The 20,439-nt window shown below is 72.8% G+C and carries 13 protein-coding genes and 1 tRNA gene; 4 read left to right on the forward strand and 10 right to left on the reverse strand.

The genetic code is table 11. The features are described from left to right. Positions 1-20 precede the first annotated feature (20 nt). The gene (locus ACWENQ_RS36370) at positions 21-1,340 is read left to right on the forward strand and encodes a M14 family zinc carboxypeptidase (protein WP_452418272.1); all 1,320 of its coding nucleotides are present in this window, start codon (positions 21-23) and stop codon (positions 1,338-1,340) included. A gap of 94 nt (positions 1,341-1,434) precedes the next feature. Here the strand turns inward: ACWENQ_RS36370 and ACWENQ_RS36375 are convergent, their stop codons facing one another. After that, on the reverse strand, positions 1,435-2,181 hold the full coding sequence (locus ACWENQ_RS36375) for an NADPH-dependent F420 reductase (protein WP_452418273.1): 747 nt from the start codon (positions 2,179-2,181) through the stop codon (positions 1,435-1,437). A gap of 189 nt (positions 2,182-2,370) precedes the next feature. Between ACWENQ_RS36375 and ACWENQ_RS36380 the strand changes: the two genes are divergently transcribed. Beyond that, positions 2,371-3,198: a helix-turn-helix domain-containing protein gene (locus tag ACWENQ_RS36380; protein ID WP_449928588.1), complete on the forward strand. Its 828-nt coding sequence runs from the start codon at positions 2,371-2,373 to the stop codon at positions 3,196-3,198. Between the two features lie 329 nt (positions 3,199-3,527). Beyond that, positions 3,528-8,987 carry an ATP-binding protein gene (locus ACWENQ_RS36385; RefSeq protein WP_452418275.1) on the forward strand — a complete coding sequence of 1,820 codons (5,460 nt, stop codon included), beginning with the start codon at positions 3,528-3,530 and terminating at the stop codon, positions 8,985-8,987. 88 nt (positions 8,988-9,075) lie between these two features. Here the strand turns inward: ACWENQ_RS36385 and ACWENQ_RS36390 are convergent, their stop codons facing one another. After that, positions 9,076-9,435, reverse strand: coding sequence for a hypothetical protein (locus ACWENQ_RS36390; protein ID WP_452418276.1), 360 nt, complete (start codon positions 9,433-9,435; stop codon positions 9,076-9,078). Between the two features lie 3 nt (positions 9,436-9,438). After that, entirely contained in the window at positions 9,439-10,515 is a 1,077-nt protein-coding gene (locus ACWENQ_RS36395) for a serine/threonine-protein kinase (protein WP_452418278.1), read from the reverse strand. 250 nt (positions 10,516-10,765) lie between these two features. Here ACWENQ_RS36395 and ACWENQ_RS36400 point away from each other — a divergent pair, with 250 nt between their 5' ends. After that, positions 10,766-11,641 (forward strand): TIGR03619 family F420-dependent LLM class oxidoreductase, encoded by an 876-nt coding sequence (locus ACWENQ_RS36400; RefSeq protein ID WP_452418280.1) that lies wholly within the window; start codon positions 10,766-10,768, stop codon positions 11,639-11,641. Here ACWENQ_RS36400 and ACWENQ_RS36405 read toward each other — a convergent pair. The 7 genes from ACWENQ_RS36405 to fdh all read right to left on the reverse strand — a co-directional run bounded on the left by ACWENQ_RS36405 (position 11,581) and on the right by fdh (position 20,265). Next, complete coding sequence (locus ACWENQ_RS36405; RefSeq protein WP_452418328.1) at positions 11,581-12,003, reverse strand: alpha/beta fold hydrolase; 423 nt, start codon at positions 12,001-12,003, stop codon at positions 11,581-11,583. The two genes, ACWENQ_RS36400 and ACWENQ_RS36405, sit on opposite strands and share 61 nt — an antisense overlap. A 63-nt stretch (positions 12,004-12,066) precedes the next feature. Further along, entirely contained in the window at positions 12,067-13,911 is a 1,845-nt protein-coding gene (locus tag ACWENQ_RS36410) for a SelB domain-containing protein (protein WP_452418281.1), read from the reverse strand. After that, positions 13,911-15,200: an L-seryl-tRNA(Sec) selenium transferase gene (gene selA, locus ACWENQ_RS36415; protein WP_449928576.1), complete on the reverse strand. Its 1,290-nt coding sequence runs from the start codon at positions 15,198-15,200 to the stop codon at positions 13,911-13,913. Before selA ends, ACWENQ_RS36410 begins: the two co-directional genes overlap by 1 nt. A 15-nt stretch (positions 15,201-15,215) precedes the next feature. After that, positions 15,216-15,308 (reverse strand) — tRNA-Sec (locus ACWENQ_RS36420). A gap of 34 nt (positions 15,309-15,342) precedes the next feature. After that, positions 15,343-16,167: an NrfD/PsrC family molybdoenzyme membrane anchor subunit gene (nrfD, locus tag ACWENQ_RS36425; RefSeq protein ID WP_452418282.1), complete on the reverse strand. Its 825-nt coding sequence runs from the start codon at positions 16,165-16,167 to the stop codon at positions 15,343-15,345. 89 nt (positions 16,168-16,256) lie between these two features. Continuing rightward, positions 16,257-17,093: a 4Fe-4S dicluster domain-containing protein gene (locus tag ACWENQ_RS36430; protein WP_452418284.1), complete on the reverse strand. Its 837-nt coding sequence runs from the start codon at positions 17,091-17,093 to the stop codon at positions 16,257-16,259. Then, complete coding sequence (fdh, locus tag ACWENQ_RS36435) at positions 17,086-20,265, reverse strand: formate dehydrogenase (RefSeq protein ID WP_452418285.1); 3,180 nt, start codon at positions 20,263-20,265, stop codon at positions 17,086-17,088. Before fdh ends, ACWENQ_RS36430 begins: the two co-directional genes overlap by 8 nt. Positions 20,266-20,439: the final 174 nt, after the last annotated feature.

A 20,439-nucleotide genomic window follows, 5' to 3' on the forward strand; every position in this document is an offset into this window, starting at 1 on the left:
AGTTTATCAGGAGGTCGGAGATGGACGTCGCCCACCACATGAGCCGAGTGCCCGACTACACCGCGTTCCCCACCGTGGACCAGATGCATGCCGAGCTCGACGAGCTGGCCGCCGCCCACCCCGATCTGGTACGGCTGCGCCGCATCGGCACCTCGCGGCTGGGTGAGCCGCTGCGCGCGGCCACCATCGGCTCCGGCCCTCACGACGCCGTGATCATCGGCGGGCCCCACCCGAACGAGCCCATCGGCGCGCTCACCGTCAGCAGCCTGCTGCGCCAGCTCGTCGAGGACGCCTCGCTGCGCGAGGACTTCGGCTACCGCTGGCACCTCGTCCCGTGCGCCGACCCCGACGGCGCCCGGCTCAACGAGGGCTGGTACTCGCGGCCGAGCGACCGCCGCGCCTACGCCGAGCACTTCTACCGCCCCGCCGAAGCCGACCAGGTCGAATGGACCTTCCCGCTGGCCGGCGAGGACTACTTCTTCGACCGCACCCTGCCTGAGACCGAGGCGCTGATGCGGCTGATGGACGAGGTCAAGCCCGCCTTCGTCTACTCCCTGCACAACGGCGAACTCCAGGGCGCGTTCTACTACCTCAGCAAGGACGACCCCGCGCTCGCCGCCCGCCTGACCGCGATCGCGACCGCCCAGGGCCTGCCGCTGCACATGGGCCCGCCCGAGGTGCCGAGCGCCGTCCCGATCGGCCCGGCCGCCTACATGACCCCGAGAGGCGCCCACATCGCGGCGGCCTACGGCATCGGCGGCGGAAGCGTCGACTACGCCGACCGCTTCGACGCCCTGCACCTGGTGACCGAACTGCCCTACTGGGCCGACCCCCGCGTCGCCGACCAGACCCCCACCGAGCAGACCTACAGCGAGGCGATCCAGGCCAACCTGGCCGGGCAGCGCGCCCTGATCGCCGAGCTGGCGCGGTCCCATTCCGCCGTCAGGGCCGACCTGAGGGTGCGCTCGCCCTTCCGCGACGCCCTCGAGGACTTCGTCGCCGCCCACGACGACTTCATCGGCGAATGGGAGACCTTCCCCGGCACCGACCGGCCCGCCACGGTGGCCGAGGTGGTGGGCAACCGGCAGCTCGTGCACAGCATGCGGCTGAGGTACACCGGGACCTGTCTGCGCATGCTCGACGCCGAGCTCGGCGCGGGCAACGCCACGCCCGCCATCCGGGCCGAGCGAGCCCGTCTCGGTGCGCGCTTCGACGAATGGTTCACCGAGGCCGAGGCCGACGCGGTGGCCACCCCGATCCCGATCCGCACGCTGGTCGCCGTCCAGCTCGGTGCGGCCCTGCTCGCGGCGGAGTCCGCGAAGCGGACGGCTGTCTGCTGAGTTCGCCCGTGCGGGATGGCGCGGCCGGAGGGTGAAGGGCGCGCCGAGGAGATCACCGCACCCCGGCGACGCGCCGCCTCGATGGGGTGCGGAGTCAGTCGACGCTCGGCAGCCTGGCCTCGCCCGCCGCTTGGCGAACCGCGGTCTCGGCCAGGTCGCCGACCTGTGACGCCGGAACGACGACGCCGGGAGTCTGGAGAGTCCAGCGGAGGAAGTCCTCGACGTTCATGGCGGGCACCTCGCCGAGATAGGGCTGGATGTACACCGGCGTGTTCGGTTCACTGCGCCAGCTGGCGGCAAGCGTTCCGATGTCCACCGCGTCATAGCCGAGGACGTCCAGCAGCCGGGCGGCCTCTTCCTTGGCCTCCGCGTCGTCACCGGCGATGGGCAGGGCGCTGCGGTCCGGCGCGCCCGCGGGCCGGGCGAGGGTGACCAGCTGGTGCGGGGTGATGTTGTTGAACGCCTTGACCACCTGGGAGCCCGCGAGGTGGCGCTGCATCAGGGCGCTGGAGGTCAGGTCGCCCGCGTCAAGTTCGGCCAGGTGGCCGTCCCGCTCGGGGTAGTAGTTCGCCGTGTCCAGCACCGTCTTGCCGGCCAGGGCTTCGGCGGGGAGCTGTTCGTAGGCCTGCAACGGGATGGCCGCCACCACCAGGTCGGCGGCGCGCGCGGCTTCTGCCGGTGTGGCCGCCCGGGCGTGCTCGCCCAGCTCGGCGACAAGATCAGCGAGTGTCTCGGGCCCTCGCGAATTGCTGAGGACGACCTCAAGGCCGGCCGCGACGGCCAGGCGGGCAACAGAAGAACCGATCATTCCGCTGCCGATGAGTCCGAGTGTTCGGGACACGGCTCCGCTCCGTTCGTTCGGTGGATGTCGATAGAGGAGCCGCCGGCGAGCGAGCGCGGCGAGGCCGGTCCGCTCGCGTGTGGCGGGCTCGCCTGACAGCCTGGAGCCGGCGTGACCACCCGACCAGGCCCGTGTCCTGCGTACTCACGGCGTGATCACCCACCGCACGCTCACACGTAGGGTTGTCGCGTGGACGACCGGACCGAGCTGAGCGAGTTCCTCAAATCACGCCGTGCCCGTCTGCGTCCGGCGGACGTCGGGCTGCACGACTACGGCGGAGCGCGCCGGGTCGCGGGCCTGCGGCGTGAGGAGCTGGCCCGGCTCGCGGGTGTGAGCATCGCCCACTACACGCGTCTGGAGCAGGGCAAGGGCGACAGCGTCTCGGACGAGGTCGTGGACGCCGTCGGTGCGGCGCTGCGCCTGGACACCGACGAGCTGGCTTACCTGCACCGGATCGCGCGGCGTCCCCTGGCGTGTACGGCCACCGAGTCGCCGGTTCTGCCCGCGGGGTTGCGCTACCTGCTGGAGTCGTTCGTGATGACGCCGGCGCTGGTGGTCGGCAGGCACACCCAGATCGTCGGCTGGAACGAGCTCGCCGTGGCGGTGTTCGGGGACTTCCCCGCGCTGCCTGAGGACCGCCGCACGCTCTCGCACCTGCTGTTCACCGAACCCTCCGGGCGCGAGCTGCACCGCGCCGGTTGGGAGCGGGCGGCGCGCGACCAGGTGGCGCATCTTCGCGTGCTGCTCGGGCGCTATCGCGGGGACTCCGGGCTCACGGCGCACATCGACCACATGCTGGGGCTGAGCCCGGAATTCGCGCGGATGTGGGCCGAGCACCCGGTCGCGCAGGTCCGGTCCCGGACGTACGTGCTGCACCACCCGGTCGTGGGCGAACTGACCCTTCACGGCGAGCTCATCGCGCTGCCCGACGAGCCGTCGTGCTGCGGGCTGGACCTGTTCGCCGCCGAGCCGGGCTCGGCGTCGGAGCAGGCACTGCGGAAGCTCGGGAGCCGGTGACCGGGTAGCCAGTAGGGCCGGTGGAGCCGGTGGGCCGGTGGGCCGGCGTGCCGCGGTCAGGTGACTCGTCCACCCCGGCTCAGCCCGGCGGTCGCGACCGCGAGGCGTGACGGCGCCTTGACGGACGGGAGTCGCCCACTCCCCTCGCACATGCCCTGGTCGGGCCGGAGCGGCCGACGGTTTTGGTGGCTTTCCCACAACTCGGGCCGGGTAGCGTGCGCTGTCTGCGACATAGCGCGGCCGGCCCGGTAGACGGAAGGGTGAACAATGCCGGGGGGCGCCGTGTGTCGCGGCGCGCACATCGTTGGTCTACAGGAGGGCTCGGTCGGGTGTTCAGTCGTGTCGCCATCGTCAACCGTGGTGAGGCCGCCATGCGGCTCATCCACGCCGTACGGGACATCGCCGCGGAGACCGGGACTCGGATCGAGACCGTCGCCCTGCACACCGACGTCGACCGCACCGCCACGTTCGTGCGCGAGGCCGACATCGCCTACGACCTCGGACCCGCGTCCGCGCGCCCGTATCTCGACCTGAAGGTGCTGGAGCGGGCGCTGGTGGAGACCGGGGCCGACGCAGCGTGGGTCGGCTGGGGCTTCGTCGCGGAGGACCCGGCGTTCGCGGAGCTGTGCGACGAGATCGGGGTCACGTTCGTCGGGCCGAGCGCGGAGGCGATGCGCAAGCTCGGCGACAAGATCGGCGCGAAGCTGATCGCCGAGGAGGTCGGCGTGCCGGTCGCGCCGTGGAGCCGGGGGCCGGTCGAGACCCTGGACGCCGCCTTGGCGGCGGCGGCCGAGATCGGCTATCCGCTGATGCTGAAGGCGACCGCGGGGGGCGGCGGGCGCGGCATCCGCGTGATCACGAGCGACGCCGAGCTCGCCGACGCCTACGAGCGCACCAGCCAGGAGGCCGCGCGGGCGTTCGGCAGCGGCATCGTGTTCCTGGAGCGGCTGGTCACCGGCGCCCGGCACGTCGAGGTCCAGGTGATCGCCGACGGCCAGGGAACCGCGTGGGCGCTCGGCGTGCGCGACTGCTCGGTGCAGCGGCGCAACCAGAAGGTCATCGAGGAGTCGGCGTCGCCGGTGCTCAGCCCCGCGCAGGCGGCCGAGCTCAAGAGGTCGGCCGAACGACTGGCCGTCGCGGTCGGCTACAGCGGCGCGGCGACCGTCGAGTTCCTCTACCACCCCGGTGACAAGCTCTTCGCCTTCCTCGAGGTCAACACCCGCCTGCAGGTCGAGCACCCGATCACCGAGTGCACCACGGGCTTCGACCTGGTCAAGGCGCAGCTGCGGGTGGCCTCAGGCGGCAGGCTCGAAGGCGACCCGCCGGTGGAACGCGGCCACGCCATCGAGGCCCGGCTGAACGCCGAAGACCCCGACCGCGACTTCGCGCCCTCTCCGGGCCGCATCGCGCGGATGGACCTGCCCGCCGGGCCCGGTATCCGCGTGGACACCGGCGTCAGCGAGGGCGACACCATCCCCGCCGACTTCGACTCGATGATCGCGAAGATCATCGCCTACGGCCGCGATCGCGACGAGGCGCTCGGCCGGCTGCGCCGCGCGATGGCGCAGACCTCGGTGATCATCGAGGGTGGCGCGACGAACAAGAGCTTCGTGCTCGACCTGCTCGACCAGCCCGAGGTGATCGACGCCAGCGCGGACACCGGCTGGATCGACCGTGTCCGCGGCGAGGGCAGGCTCGTCTCGCACCGCCACTCCGGCGTCGCGCTGGCGGCCGCCGCCATCGAGGCGTACGAGGAGGAGGAACGCGTCGAGCGGCAGCGGCTGCTGTCGACGGCGTTCGGCGGACGCCCGCAGGTGCAGCACGAGAGCGGCCGGCCGCTGGACCTCAAGCTGCGTGGCGTCGGATACCGCGTGCGGGTCGCGCGGGTCGGCGCGCATCGCTTCCGCGTCGGCGTCCACGCGGGTGACGACGTCCGTACCGCCGACGTCGAGCTCGACCGCTTCGACCGGCACACCGGGCAGATCGTCGTCAACGGCGCCCGGTACCGCCTGCTCACCGGCACGCACGGGCCGATCCATGTGATCGAGGTGGACGGCGTGACGCACCGGGTCAGCCGCGACGAGGGCGGCGTCGTCCGCTCGCCCGCGCCCGCGCTGGTCGTGGCCACGCCGCTGGAGGTCGGCGCCGAGGTCGAGGCGGGCGAGCCGGTGATGGTGCTCGAGAGCATGAAGATGGAGACGGTGCTGCGGGCGCCGTTCAAGGCGCGGCTGAAGGAATGCGTCGTGTCCGTGGGCGGCAAGGTGGAGACGGGGGCACCGCTGCTGCGGCTGGAGCCGCTCGCCGACACCGCGGTCGAGCACTCCTCGGCCGCCGCGTCCGTCGAGCTGGACCTGCCCGCGGCGCCGGCGGAGGTCCCGGTGCGGGAGCGCACCACGCGTGGTCAGGAGGACCTGCGCAGCCTGCTGCTGGGCTTCGACGTCGACCCGCACGACGAAAGCCGGGTGCTCGACGACTACCTCGCCGCGCGGCGGGCCGCCGGCGAGGACGGCCACCGGCCGCTGACCGAGGAGCTCGAGCTGATCGAGGTGTTCGCCGACCTCGCCGAGCTGAGCCGTAACCGGCCGGCGAGCGAGGACGGCGGCGGCGACGGCCACGTGCGCAGCGCCCGCGAGTACTTCCACACCTACCTGCAGAGCCTCGACGTCGAGCGGGCCGGGCTGCCGCAGGCGTTCCAGGACAAGCTCGCCAAGGCGCTCGGGCACTACGGTGTCACCGGGCTGGAGCCGTCCCCCGAGCTCGAAGCCGCGGTGTTCCGGATCTTCCTCGCCCTGCAACGCGCGTCCGCCGACGCCACGGCCGTCGCGACGTTGCTGCGCGCGTGGCTGCGGGAGGCGCCGCCGGACGAGACGCTGCGCGAGCCCGCCGGCCTCGCGCTGGAACGGCTGGTGGCCGCGACGCAGGTCCGCTTCCCCGTGGTCGCCGACCTCGCGCGCGGCGTGGTGTTCGCCTGGTTCGGCCAGCCGCTGCTGCGCCGCAACCGCGCCCGCGTCTACGCCAGTGTCCGCAAGCACCTGCGCCACCTGGACGCGCACCCGGACGCCCCGGACCGCGCCGAGCGCATCGCCGAGATGGTGCGCAGCACCGAGCCGCTGGTGCGGCTGCTCGGCCAGCGGCTCATCCGCGCCGACCTGGACAACACGATCATGCTGGAGGTGCTGACCCGGCGCTACTACGGCAACAAGGCTCTCACCGGTGTCCGCACCAGCGCGGGCGCGGGCTGCACGTTCGTGGTCGCCGAGCGCGCGGGCTCATGTGTGGCATCCGCCGCGGTGAGCTTCGAAGCGCTGGGCAGCGCGCTGCGCGGGCTCGCCGAGCTCGCGAGCGGCGAGGACGCCATCGACGCCGACATCTATCTCGCGTGGGAGGAGCAGCCCGAGGACTCCGACGCGATGGCGGCCGCGCTGCACGAGGTGATCAGCGCGCACCCGATGCCGAGCCAGGTCCGCAGGCTCACCGCCACCGTCGCGGGCAGCCGCGGCGCGGTGATGCACCACCACTTCACCTTCCGCCCGTCGGCCACCGGCATGACCGAGGAGCGGCTGATCCGCGGTCTGCATCCGTACATCGCGCAGCGGATGCAGATGGAGCGGCTGGGCAAGTTCGACCTCACCCGGCTGCCGTCGTCTGACGAGGAGGTCTACCTCTTCCAGTGCGTGGCGCGGGAGAACCGTTCTGACGAGCGCCTCGTCGCGTTCGCACAGGTGCGTGACCTGACCGAGCTGCGCGAGCACGACGGCAGGCTGGTCGCGCTGCCGACGGCCGAGGACACCATCGCCGCCTGCGTCGACTCGATCCGCCGCGCCCAGTCGCGGCGGCCGTCGAACAAGCGCCTCAACACCAACCGGATCGTGATCTACGTCTGGCCGCCCAGCAACATCACCCGCGCGGAGCTGGAGATGATCGCCCGGCGCGTCCTGCCGACGACCGTGGGCGCAGGGCTGGAGGAGACCCTGTTCATCGGACGGCAGCGCGACCAGGAGACCGGCGAGCTGACCAAGATCGCCGTGCGCATCTCCCTCGACGCCACCGGCGGCACCGAGCTGACCATCGGCGAGCCGTCGGACGAGCCCATCGAGCCGCTCGACGACTACCGGCAGAAGGTCCTGCGCGCGAGCAGCCGCAACACGGTCTACCCGTACGAGCTGACCGGCCTGCTCGGCGACTTCGTCGAGCACGACCTCGACGACGCCCACACGCTGGTGCCGGTCGACCGGCCGAAGGGGCGCAACAGCGCGGCGATCGTGGCCGGCGTGGTCTCCACGCCGACCGCGCGGCACCCCGAGGGCCTCACCAGGGTCGTGCTGCTCGGCGACCCGACGAAGTCGCTCGGCGCGCTGTCGGAGCCGGAGTGCCGCCGCGTGATCGCCGCGCTGGACCTGGCCGAGCGGATGCGGGTGCCGCTGGAGTGGTACGCGCTGTCGTCCGGCGCGCGCATCTCCATGGCGTCGGGCACCGAGAACATGGACTGGGTGGCCGCGGCGCTCAAGCGGATCGTCGAGTTCACCCAGGACGGCGGCGAGATCAACATCGTGGTCGCGGGCATCAACGTCGGCGCGCAGCCGTACTGGAACGCCGAGGCGACGATGCTCATGCACACCAAGGGCATCCTGGTGATGACGCCGGACTCGGCGATGGTGCTCACCGGCAAGCAGTCGCTCGACTTCTCCGGTGGCGTCTCGGCCGAGGACAACTTCGGCATCGGCGGCTACGACCGGGTGATGGGCCCGAACGGGCAGGCGCAGTACTGGGCGCCGAACCTGACCGCCGCGCGCGACGTGCTGATGTCGCACTACGACCACACCTACGTCGCGCCTGGCGAGCAGGCGCCGCGGCGGGCGACGACGACCGACCCCGTCGACCGCGACGTCTCCGACTTCCCGCACGCTGTGGCGGGCAGTGACTTCACCTCGGTCGGTCAGATCTTCTCCGCCGAGGCCAACCCGGACCGCAAGAAGCCGTTCGACATCCGAACCGTGATGCGGGCGCTGTCCGACCAGGACCACCCGGTGCTCGAACGCTGGGCGGGCATGGCCGACGCGGAGACCGCGGTGGTGCAGGACGTCCATCTCGGCGGCATGCCGGTGTGCCTGCTCGGCATCGAGTCGCGGGCGATACCGCGGCGCGGCTTCCCTCCCACCGACGGCCCGGACACCTACACCGCGGGCACCCTGTTCCCGCGGTCGTCGAAGAAGGCCGCGCGGGCGATCAACGCGGCCAGCGGCAACCGGCCGCTGGTGGTGCTGGCGAACCTGTCGGGCTTCGACGGCTCGCCGGAGTCGATGCGGAAGCTGCAACTGGAGTACGGCGCCGAGATCGGCCGCGCGATCGTGAACTTCCGCGGGCCCATCGTGTTCTGCGTGATCTCGCGGTACCACGGCGGCGCGTTCGTGGTCTTCTCGAAGGCGCTGAACCCGAACATGACCGTGCTCGCGCTGGAAGGCTCGTTCGCCTCGGTGCTCGGCGGCGCCCCCGCCGCCGCGGTGGTGTTCTCCGGCGAGGTCGACGCCCGCACCGCGGCCGACCCGCGCGTGCGGGACCTGGAGGCCCGCGTCGCGGCCGCCGCCGGCGCCGACCGGGCCGCGTTGACCGCGGAGCTGGACGAGCTCCGCTCGTCGGTCCGCGCGGAGAAGCTCGGCGAGGTGGCCGCGGAGTTCGACCGCGTGCACAACATCCAGCGGGCGGTCGAGGTGGGTTCCGTCGACGCCGTCATCCGCGCCGCGGAACTGCGGCCGCGGATCATCGAGGCCATCGAGGCCCGCCTGCGCTGACCTCACCCCGGCGCTACGTGAAGGTGCCCTGCCAGCGGTGTCGACCGCCCGATCGTGCTGATCGGGCGGTCGCCCGGGGCCGCCGACGTCAGCCCCGGAACCCCCCGGTCCCGCCATCGGTGGGGTGCGGAGAAGAGACGTGGTCGACTCCGCGTCGGCGTCGCGCCTGCCGCAGGTCCTGCACCGCCACGACCAGGGCGAAGGCGACGAGCCCGTTGACGTAGGCGAGGACGCCGAGCATCACCCCGCTGAGCTCGAGCCGACCCCATTGCGTGATCAACAACACCGCCAGCCCGGTGATCAGGATCGGTTGCAACGGCAGGACGGTGACAGCCACCAGGAGGCGATGCTCGGAGAGGAAGCGTCTCCTCTTGACGATGAAGAGCCAGGCCGAACCGGCGAGTCCGGCCAGCGCGAACAGGGCGATGATGAGACCTTCGACGTCCACGTGTCAGCTCCGTTTCGCCGCGAACCGCAGCGCCAGCGTGATCAGGCTCCCGATGACGATCCATGCGATCATGCCGGGCCAGAACGGAATCCCGTCGTCCACCCACGGGAAGGGGATCGGAGACAGGCCGCCGTCCGGGTCCGCGCCGTAGCCGTAATGGACGGCGAAGCCGATCACGGGAGTGGCCAGCATCACGACGAGCTGGGCGACGAAGGCCAGGCCGAACGGCCGGTCAGCGGAGGGCGGCGCCGGAAGGGCGAGCGTCGGCTCGTGATGGCCCAGGATGCGCTGCAGCAGTTGGCCGGCGCTCGGGCGCTCCCGCGGGTCTTTGGCCAGGCACGCCGAGAGCAGGCCCTTCAGCTCGTCCGGAACGCCGTCCAGATCGGGTTGCCGGTTGAGGATGCGGTTGAACACCGCGGGAATGCTGTCCTGGCCGAAGGCCGGTCGGCCGGTGGCCGCGAACACCATCGTGACGGCCCAGGAGAACACGTCGGAGCTCGGCTCGACGTCCTTTCCCGCGAGCTGTTCGGGAGACATGTACGGAGGGGTGCCGACGATCGCGCTCGAGAGCATGGTCGTGCCCTCGAGCGCCCGGGCGATACCGAAGTCGATGACCCGGGGGCCGTCCAGCGCCAGCAGCACGTTGCTCGGCTTGAAGTCACGATGCACGATGCCGGACTCGTGGATGGCCTGCAGCGCGGCCGCGGTGGCCAGCATCAGGCGGCGCATCCCGCCCGCGTCGCGAGGCCCCTCCCGGCTGATCAGCTGCTGCAAGGACTCACCGGAGATGTACTCGCTGACGATGTACGGCTGATCTCCCTCGATGTCGACGTCCACGACGCGTGCCGTACCGAACGGTCCCACCCTGCGCGCCGTGTTCACCTCCCGGACGAACCGGCGGCGGCTTTCGGCGTCCTGGACGAGGCGGGCGTGCAGTACCTTGACCGCCACCTGACCGCCGTCGGGAGCGACGCCCAGGTAGACCGCTCCCTGCCCGCCTTCACCCAGCAGACCCACGAGCCGGTACGACGCCACGTGAAGGGGATCGGACGGCCTTAACGGGCGCGGGTTGGTGATCACCAGACTCTTATATCAATCTCCCGGTCCACGAGGTCCCGAATCCGGAAGCCCTCACCAGCCGACCCCGCACGCCACGACGACAACGCCGTCGGCCCGGCCTCCAGGCGCCACCGTCGAGCGGCTGGAGAGCGGGTGTTCGGCGAGCTGGTCGTCGAGCGCCGGCGAGCCCGCGTCCGGCTTGCCTGCCGGCGGGTGTGGGGCCTCACGGGTTTTGCCTTGACGCTGGTGTCAACGTTCTAGCGTGGCCGCCATGAAGTTCGGGATCAGTTACAGCACGCCGTATCACGGGGTCGACCCAGACAAGCTCGCCGCCTACGCCCGGCACGCCGAGGAATGCGGCTTCGAGTCCCTGTACGTTCCGGAGCACATCGTGCTGTACCCCGGGGCGACCATCGGATCCTTCGCCATGCCGCCGTCGCTGCCGTACGGTGACCCGCTCGACTGCCTGGGCTTCGCCGCCGCGCACACCAGCCGGATCCTGCTCGGCACGGGCGTGCTGCTGCTGCCTTACCACCACCCGGTGACCCTCGCCAAACGCCTGGCCACCATCGACGTGCTGTCGAAGGGGCGGATGCGGCTGCTGACCGTGGGGCTGGGGGCGCTGCCCGGCGAGGCCCAGGCGGTGGGCGTCGACTACGCCACCCGCGGCCGCCGGGCCGACGAGGCGATCGACGTGCTGCGGCTGCTCTGGCAGGGCGGCGAGGAAGGCGTCAGCTTCGCCGGGGAGTTCTTCGCCTTCGAGAACCTGAGCAGCTTCCCGAAGCCTTACGGGGTCACGCACCTGCCCATCCACGTCGGCGGGTCGAGCCGGGCGGCCGCCCGCCGCGCCGGGCTGCGCGGCGACGGGTTCTTCCCCGGCGGCGCGCTCCACCCCGACGAGCGGGCCGTTCAGCTGGACCTCGCCAGGAAGACCGCCGTGGAGGCGGGACGCGATCCGGCGGCGCTGGAGTACACCCGGTCCGCGTCGATGGACATCTCCGAAGAGCAGGTCGCGGCCCTCGCCGAACAGGGCGTGACCCGTATCGTCGTCAGCTCCGGCGCCACCGAACCGGACGAGCAGCGCGATCAGATGTCCGCCTTCGCCGAGCGCCTCATGGGCGGGGCAGCGGCCGGCTCCGCTTCTTGAGGCCGGCGGCGAGTCTCGTGGAACATCGCCTCGAAGAGCTTGGCCGTCGCCCACGGGGAGGCCGACAGGCACTGGGCGACGGTGTGCTCGATCATGGCCGGCGACACCTCGTCGAGGTGGGTGGCGAACCAGGCCTGCGCCTGCCGGGCGAACCACTGGGGCCGGTCGGCCCGGAAGGCTTGGAGAGTGGCCTGCAGAGCCGCCTCCGGCACACCTTCGGGGTTGTCGTCGGTCAGCTTGAGGTAGGGCAGGACGGCGGAGACGAAGGCGGCACCGGCGATGCGGTCCTCCCCGTGCCGGGCCACGTAGCGGGCGACCTCGGCGCCGCCCGCCGAGTGCCCGACCAGGATGACGTCGTCCAGGTCGAGGCCGCCGCTCCCCGCGCGGCGTCTCGGCCCGCGCGTCCCACGGTGTCGTTCATGGGGTCAACGGCAGCGGCGGTGGACATCGTCCACCCGTTCGGTGACCCCGCTCCGATCGAGGTGTTCCAGCAGCGGCACCGCGACCCTTCGGGTGGTGTCGAGGGCGCGCCGGGCCTGGCTGACCGTGAAGGGCTGCGGCAGCCGTCTCAGCAGCTCCGCCGCCCTGGCGTCCGCGCCGGGCAGCAGCACGACGCCTTCGGCCACGCGTAGCAGGCGTCCCGCCCGTACGGCCGCCGCCAGCTCCCGGATCCCGAGCCCCAGCTGGGTCAGGCGCCGGGCCTCCAGCGCCTGGAAGGGATGCGCGGACAGCTCGGCCGTCAGCCGCTCGACCGCCCTGGCCACCTGTGTGGGCAGCCCGGGAGGCCGGGTGAGGATCCGGCCCTCGCCGAGAGTGAGCGGCGGCCGTACCAGCGCGGCGACCAGCCGCCGGTCGGGCAGGGCGAGCTCGTGCCGGGCCGCTTCGAGCGGCATGCCGGGATCGAGCGGGTGCTCGGCCGCGTACCGCCGGGCCACCCCGGTCAGCCGCCCGGCCAGCTCCTCCCAATGATCGGGGTCGGCGTACCAGTCGCCGCAGACCGGCTGCCCGCCGGGCGTCCGGACCATGGCGGTCAGGTCGGCGGCGCGCAGCAGCCGGTGGGTGCGCAGGGCGGAGGCCGCGTCCGGCGTGGCCGACTCGAGCCGTGCGGCGTGCGCCCGCGCCGCGCCCCGGCGGCCGAGCGCCGGCGGGCGCACGTCGAGCACGCTCGCCGCGGCCAGCACCCGCACCTCGGCCCGGTCGCGGCCGGGGTCGCGCAGCAGCAGCACATCTGCGAGGTGGAGCGGGAGCGGGCCGGCCAGGCGCAGCCGCGCGACACGGCCGCCGAGCGGCCGTACCTCGCACGCCACCGCCGCCGACCCGATGTGCGCGATCAGCCGCCTGGGCAGGCGCCGCCCCTCGTCGCCGCCGCCCGGACCGCGGCCGGGATCCCGGAGCGCTCCGACCGGTGAGATCCGGACGTCCACCAGGTCCGTGAACGTCCATCGGCCGGGGGTGACCAGGGCCAGGCCTCGCTCGGGAAGTCCGCGGCCCCGCAGGTTCACCGCCACCCTGGCGACGCCCGTCACCGCGGCCAGTGGCTCCTTGAGGGACTCCAGCGCCCGCACCCGTACCGCTTCGCCACCGAGAGCCAGGTCGTCGCCCACCGAGATCGTGCCCTCGGGCAGGGTCCCGGTCACGACCGTGCCGCTGCCGGTCACGGTGAACACCCTGTCGATCCACAGCCGGACCGGTGCCCGCGGATCGGGCGAGGGAAGCCGGGCGACCAGCCGGTCCAGTGCCTCCCGCAGCTCGCCGAGTCCCTGACCGGTGCGCCCGCTCACCCCGACCGCCTCGACGCCGCCCGACCCGCCCGACCTGCCCGCATCCAGGCCCGATCCGCCCGCATCCGGGCCCGCGCCCTCCAGCCCCGCGGCGGCCAGGCGGGTCCGCGCCTGCTCGATCGCCTGGCCCGGGTCGGCGAGGTCGGCGCGGGTCACCGCGAGCAGGCAGTGCCGTACGCCGAGGGCCTCCAGCGCCACCAGGTGCTCCTCGGACTGCGGCATCCAGCCCTCGTCGGCGGCCACCACGAACAGGACGGCCGGCACGGGACCTACCCCGGCCAGCATCGTGCCGAGAAACCGCTCGTGGCCGGGAACGTCCACGAAGGCGAGGCGCCGCCCCGAGGGCAGGGCCGTCCAGGCGTAGCCCAGCTCGATCGTCAGCCCCCGCCGCCGCTCCTCCTCCAGCCGGTCGGGCTCCATCCCGGTGAGCGCCCGCACCAGCGTGGACTTGCCGTGATCGACGTGACCGGCGGTGGCGACGACGTGCATCAGCCGCTCACCTCGAGGATCGCGCGGGCCACGTCGCCGTCCCTGTCGCGGGGAACGGTGCGCAGGTCGAGCAGCAGCCGCCCGCCCTGGACGCGGCCGACGACCGGCGGATCGCCGGTGCGCAGCGGAGCGGCGAGCCGTTCGGGCAAGCTCACCGCGGCGCTCGGCAGCGTGACCCCGGGCGCTCCCCCACCTCCCACGGCGGCCTCGCTCGGTACGGCTCGCGCGTCGACCCCGGCGCCCGCCAGCGTGCCGGCGAGCGCCTCGGCCCGGTCGGCGAGCGCCGCCGGATCGGCGTGCAGCGCCTGGCGGACGGGGACGGCGGGACCCCGGAGCGTGGCCTCCAGCGCCGCCAGCGTCAGCTTGCCGACTCGCAGCGCGCGGGCGAGGGGATGCCGCCTGCATCGTTCGACCAGGTCGTGGCGGCCGAGAAGGAGTCCCGCCTGCGGCCCGCCGAGCAGCTTGTCGCCGCTGGCGGTCACGAGATCCGCCCCGGACTCGAGCATGGTGGTCGCGTCAGGCTCGGCGGGCAGCAGCGGCTCGCGGGTGAGGAGGCCGGAGCCGATGTCGGCCACGACGGGCACACCCAGCCCGGTGAGCTCCGGCACCTCGGCGCAGCCGGTGAAACCCTCGATCCGGAAGTTCGACGGGTGCACCTTGAGCACGCATCCGGTCTGCGGTCCCACGGCCGCCGCGTAGTCGCCGAAGGAGGTGCGGTTGGTCGTGCCGACCTCGCGCAGCCGCGCCCCCGTGGAGACCAGCAGGTCGGGGATGCGGAACCCGTCGCCGATCTCCACCAGCTCGCCGCGGCTGATCACGATCTCCCGGCCCGCGGCGAGCGCGGTGGCCACCAGGACGAGCGCCGCGGCGTTGTTGTTGACGACGTGCACGTCCTCGGCGGCCGGCACGGCGCGCGCGAGCGCGTCCAGCGCGCCGCGCCCGCGGCGGGCCCGGACGCCGGTCTCCAGGTCGAACTCCACGTCGGCGGCTCCGGCGGCGGCCGCCATCGCCTCGACCGCGGCGGGCGACAGCGGTGCCCGGCCGAGGTTGGTGTGGATCAGCACGCCGGTCGCGTTGATCACCGCGCGCAGGCTCGCGGCCTGTGGGGGGAGCGCCGCCACGGCCTCGTCCGCGACCTCCTCGGCGGTGATCTCGCCGAGCCGCGCCCGCTGCTGGGCCCGCGCCACCGCGTCCTTGACGACCGACCGGCCCAGCCGCCCGCCCGCCGCGACCAGGCGCGGGTCGGCGAGCACGGCGTCGGTGCGTGGCACCTGCCTTCGTGGGTCCACCCTTCGAAAATAGAGCGGAGGCGGACGGGAATCGAACCCGCCAGGCCGATGACCTCGGCCTCGTCGGTTTTGAAGACCGCGGGGGCCACCAGGCGCCCACACGCCTCCAAGGGAGAACCTACGCGCAGGCGGGTAAGGCCGATCAGGCGGGCCGCTCTCCGTCGAGGCGCTGCCGCTGCGGTACGACCGTGTACCTCGGATCGGCGGCCGAGGCCCTGCCCGCCGCCAGGATGCCGAAGCGGGTGCACAGGGCGCCGGCCGTGAGGGCCAGGCCGGACAGGGCGGTGAGCGTACGGCTGCGCCCCGCGACCGCGGCGAACAGCCCGCCACCGGCCGTCAGCGCGCGGGCGGCGCGCATCAGGCGGCCCGCCCTCCCCAGCCGGTACGGCTCGCCGACCGGCCCCAGCCTGCGCTCCATCACCGCGCCGGAGACGGTCTCCATGGCGGCCCCGAGCACCGCCACCACGCGGGCGGGACCGGCCTCGGCGCGGGGCGTCGCCAGCATGCCCACCGCCCCGGCGCTGGCCAGCGCGCTCCCTGCGAACAGGAACGGCAGCTCCCTGTAGGCGTCGTGCCAGGCCGGCACGGCGGTGTCGGCGACCAGGACGGCGGTGTAGGTGGCGGTCAGCGGACCGGTCACGCCCGTGGCGAGGACCGCCGCGTCGCCCACCACGGGCAGGATCCCGGCCAGCTCGGTGGCGGCGGCGACCGCCGACAGCCCTCCCTGGGCGGCAAGGATCCAGGAGCCCACGCTCATCGGCGAGGTCGGCTTGAACACCCGCAGCATGTTGAGGAAGCGTTCGGGCCTGCCCAGCTCGGCGGCGAGGAGGCCGGCGCCGGCGGCCGCCCCGAGTGCCGCCGCGATCCGGGCCGCGCGCGCGAGCCGGTGGTGCCCGGCGAACCCGGCCACCACGGCGATCATCGACGAACCCCCCGACATGCCGCCCAGGTAGAGATAGGTTGGCATGTGAGGTTCGTGCCATATCGGCGCCTTGATCACCGGCCGCCCGTAGTACGAGCGGAACTCGGCCTCCGGCACCATCGACCGCTCCCGCGTCACCGCCGCCCTCCGTCACGGAATCGCGCGAAGCCGCCCGAGAAGCCGCCCGAGAAGGCGACCGCCACCACACCTGCCACGGACAGCGCCGCGGCCCCCGCCCAGCGCCACATGGACGGCAGGTCGCGGGTGGTCACCACCGGGTCAGGGGGCAGGCCGTACACCTCCGGCTCGTCCAGCAGCAGGAAGAACGCCCCCGCGCCGCCCACGCCGTCGTCCGGGCTCTCGCCGTACAGCCTGGCCTCGGGGCGCCCTTCGGCGTGCAGGCTCTCCAGCCGGTCCGCGGCCCGTTCCCGGAGCTCGTCGAGCGGGCCGAACTGGATCGAGTCGGTCGGGCATGCCTTGGCGCACGCCGGTTCGAGGCCCCCGCGCTGCCGGTCGTAGCACATCGTGCACTTCCAGGCCCGCCCGTCGTCCTCCCTGCGGTCGATCACGCCGAACGGGCAGGCCGGCACGCAGTAGCCGCAGCCGTTGCAGATGTCCTCCTGGATCACCACCGTGCCGAACTCGGTCCGGAACAGCGCGCCGGTCGGGCAGACGTCCAGGCAGGCGGCGTGGGTGCAGTGCTTGCACACGTCGGACGACATCAGCCAGCGGTCCACGCCGCCGTCGCCGTCCCCGTCCCCGCCCCCGTTCGTCCGCACGGGGCGCGTCTGCTCGATGAAGGCGACGTGGCGCCAGGTGCTCGCCCCGAGCTGCCCGGTGTTGTCGTAGGAGGTCGCTTCGAACACGAACCCGTCGTCGGGCAGCTGGTTCCACTCCTTGCAGGCCACCTCGCAGGCCTTGCAGCCGATGCAGACGCTGGTGTCGGTGAAGAAGCCCATCCGCTCAGTCATGCCGGTACTCCTCCAGCAGGTCGAGCATCGCCCGGCCCCTCGGCCGCCTGCCGGGACGCACGTCGCAGGTCATGGCCTTGCTCTCCTGGATGTAGACGTTCGGGTCGAGCACCAGCGGCAGCAGGTCGTTGGTGACGTCGCCGGTCACCAGGCCGCCACCGCCCCACCCCCAGTGGTAGGGCAGGCCGATCTGATGCACCGTCTCGCCCTGGATCCGCAGCGGCCGGACCCGGCCGGTGACCAGCACCCTGGCCTCGATCACGGTACGGCTCGTCACGATCGTGGCCCAGTCGCCGTTGGCCAGCCCGAGCTCGGCGGCGAGCAGGGGGGACACCTCGCAGAACAGCTCAGGCTGCAGCTCGGCGAGGTAGGCCAGCGGCCGGCTCATGGCGCCGGCCGTGTGGTGCTCGGTGAGCCGGTAGGTGGTCAGCACGTACGGGAAGCGCGGCGACCGCGGCGGGTTGTAGGGGCTTACCGCGCGCGGGTAGGTCCGTCGCGCGGGGTTGGCCTGCTGGCCGTACAACGGGTTGCGGACCGGCGACTCGTGCGGCTCGTAGTGGGCGGGCAGCGGCCCGTCGGCCAGGCCCGCCGGCACGTACAGCCAGCCCTTCCCGTCGGACTGCATGATGAACGGGTCGGTCCCCGACAGCGCGGCCTCGGCCCTGGCGCCCTCGGGCGGCACGTAGTCCGGCGGCTTGTTCCTTTCGAAGTCGGGCACGTCGTGCCCGGTCCACTCACCGCGCTCCGCGTCCCACCAGACGTAGGCCTTCCGCTCGCTCCACGGACGGCCCTCGGGGTCGGCGGAAGCCCGGTTGTACAGGATCCGCCGGTTGGCCGGCCAGGCCCAGCCCCATTCGGGCGCCACGGGCGTCTGCTCCCTCCCGGGCCGGCGCCGGGCGGCCTGGTTGACCTCGCCGGCGTAGACGCCGCAGTAGATCCAGCAGCCGCACGTGGTGGACCCGTCGGGCCTGAGCTGGGTGGGGGACGACAGCGCCCGGCCGTCCGGGCCGACACCGTTGATCTCGCGAAGCACGGCCGCCGCCGACGGCTCGCGGTGCTCGCCGTGCTCGGGGTAGTCCCACGTCAGCTCGCGCAGCGGCCGGTCGATCTCGTCCCCTGTCAGCCGCTCCCTGAGAATCCTGCCGAGGTGGTAGTAGAACCACAGGTCGCTACGGCAGTCGCCGGGCGGGTCGAGCGCCTTCTCCCGCCACTGCAGGAGCCGCTGGGTGTTGGTGAAGGTGCCCTCCTTCTCCACGTGGCTCGCGGCGGGCAGGAAGAACACCTCGGTGGCGATGTCCTCGGTGCGCATCTCCCCGGTCTCGAGCTCCGGCCCGTCCTGCCAGAACGTGGCCGTCTCCACCAGCGTCAGGTCGCGCACCACCAGCCAGTCGAGGTTGGCCAGGCCGAGGCGCTGGGCCCGGCCGCCGGACGAGCCGACCGCGGGGTTCTCCCCCACCACGAAGTAGCCCTTCACCGTCCCGTCGATCTGGCCCATCACCGTGGTGTAGTGGCCGTGGTCGCCGGTCAGGCGCGGCAGGTGGTCGAAGCAGAAGTCGTTCTCCTCGGTGGCCGCCTCTCCCCACCAGGCCTTGAGCAGGCTCACCAGGTAGGAACGCCGGTTGCCCCAGAAGCCGGTGTCTCCTCCCTCGCGAGCCAGGTAGTCGTCCAGGCCCGTGTGCCGGTGGGCGTGGGGCATGGCCAGGTAGCCCGGCAGGATGTTGAACAGCGTCGGGATGTCGGTCGAGCCCTGGATGCTCGCGTGCCCGCGCAGCGCCAGGATGCCGCCGCCGGGGCGGCCGATGTTGCCCAGGAGCAGCTGGAGGATCGCGGCGGTGCGGATGTACTGCGCGCCCACCGTGTGCTGGGTCCAGCCGACGGAGTACACCCACGCGGTGGTGCGCTCCCGGCCGGAGTTGGCGGTGACCGCGTCGGCGAGCTCGGCGAAGTCCTCCGGCGAGATGCCGCAGAGCTGCTCCACCAGCTGCGGGGTGTAGCGGGCGAAGTGCCGTCTGAGGATCTGGTAGACGCAGCGCGGGTGGCGCAGCGTCGGGTCCGTCGGCGGGCTGGGGTGCGCGGCGGCCCCGCTGGAGCCGTACCGGTCCGCCCCTGCCGCCGCGGCGTGGTGCAGGCCGCCCTCCAGGGTCTCCCCCGGCGCGTGCTCGGCCGGGCCCTCGTACGACCAGCTCTTCGGGTCGTACGAGCACGTCTCAGGATCGAAGCCGGAGAACAGCCCGTCGAGATCCTCGGTGTCCTGGAAGTCCTCGGACACGAGGTTCGCGGCGTTGGTGTAGGCCAGCACGTACTCGCGGAAGTCCAGTTCGTTGCCGAGGACATGGTTGACCAGGGCGCCGAGCAGCACGATGTCGCTGCCCGCGCGGATCGGCAGGTGCCGGTCGGCCAGCGCGCTGGTCCGGGTGAAGCGCGGGTCCACGTGGAAGACCTTCGCTCCGCGCGCCCTGGCCTCCACCACCCACTGGAAGCCCACCGGATGGCATTCGGCCATGTTGGAACCCTGGATGACGATGCAGTCCGCACGAGCCAGATCCTGCTGGAAGGTCGTCGCGCCGCCACGCCCGAAGCTGGTCCCCAGACCGGGGACGGTGGAGGAGTGTCAAATACGCGCCTGGTTCTCCACCTGGATCGCGCCGAGGGCGGTGTAGAGCTTCTTCATCAGGTAGTTCTCTTCGTTGTCGAGCGTCGCCCCGCCCAGACCGGCGATGCCCAGCGTGCGGCGCACGACCTTGCCCTCATGGGTCTGCTGCCAGGTGTCCCGCCGCGTCGTCAGCACCCGCTCGGCGATCATCTCCATCGCGGTGCCGAGGTCGAGCCGCTCCCACCGCGTGCCGTACGGCCTGCGGTACAGCACGTGCGTCTGACGGCCCGGATGGGTGACGAGTTGCTTGCTGGCCGAGCCCTTGGGGCACAGCCTGCCGCGCGAGATCGGGGAGTCGGGGTCGCCCTCGATCTGGCTGACCCGGCCGTCCTTGACGTAGACGAGCTGGCCGCAGCCGACCGCGCAGTAGGGGCAGACCGAGCGGGCGACCGTGTCCGCCTCCTCGGTGCGCGGCCTCAGCGCGTCGGTGCGCGCCGAGCGCGCGGCGTCGCTCCTGCCGTCCTCTCCCCGAAGCTGCCGCAGCACCGGCCATCGGGAGAACCATCCCCCACCTGCCATAATGCAAGTTTTGCCCCGGTCTGCCGCGCCTAACCTCCTCTGTCTGGCCCGCGCGCGCCCAAGTCCCGGTGCGGACCGCCGCCGGGACGTTCGCGGTCCGCTGCGCCGTGGCCACGGCCGGATCTTGTTGAAAAGGAAAGAATTGGTCTCGCCGAAATGGTGAATGCTGTACGA

The sequence above is a fragment of the Nonomuraea sp. NPDC004354 genome (genome assembly GCF_053602555.1).

Excerpts from the sequence above, each read along its gene's own strand:
- ACWENQ_RS36400 (WP_452418280.1), top strand. The coding sequence starts at position 10,766 with ATGAAGTTCGGGATCAGTTACAGCACGCCGTATCACGGGGTCGACCCA.
- ACWENQ_RS36410 (WP_452418281.1), bottom strand. The coding sequence starts at position 13,911 with ATGCACGTCGTCGCCACCGCCGGTCACGTCGATCACGGCAAGTCCACG.
- ACWENQ_RS36370 (WP_452418272.1), top strand. The coding sequence starts at position 21 with ATGGACGTCGCCCACCACATGAGCCGAGTGCCCGACTACACCGCGTTC.
- ACWENQ_RS36430 (WP_452418284.1), bottom strand. The coding sequence starts at position 17,093 with ATGACTGAGCGGATGGGCTTCTTCACCGACACCAGCGTCTGCATCGGC.
- nrfD (WP_452418282.1), bottom strand. The coding sequence starts at position 16,167 with ATGCCAACCTATCTCTACCTGGGCGGCATGTCGGGGGGTTCGTCGATG.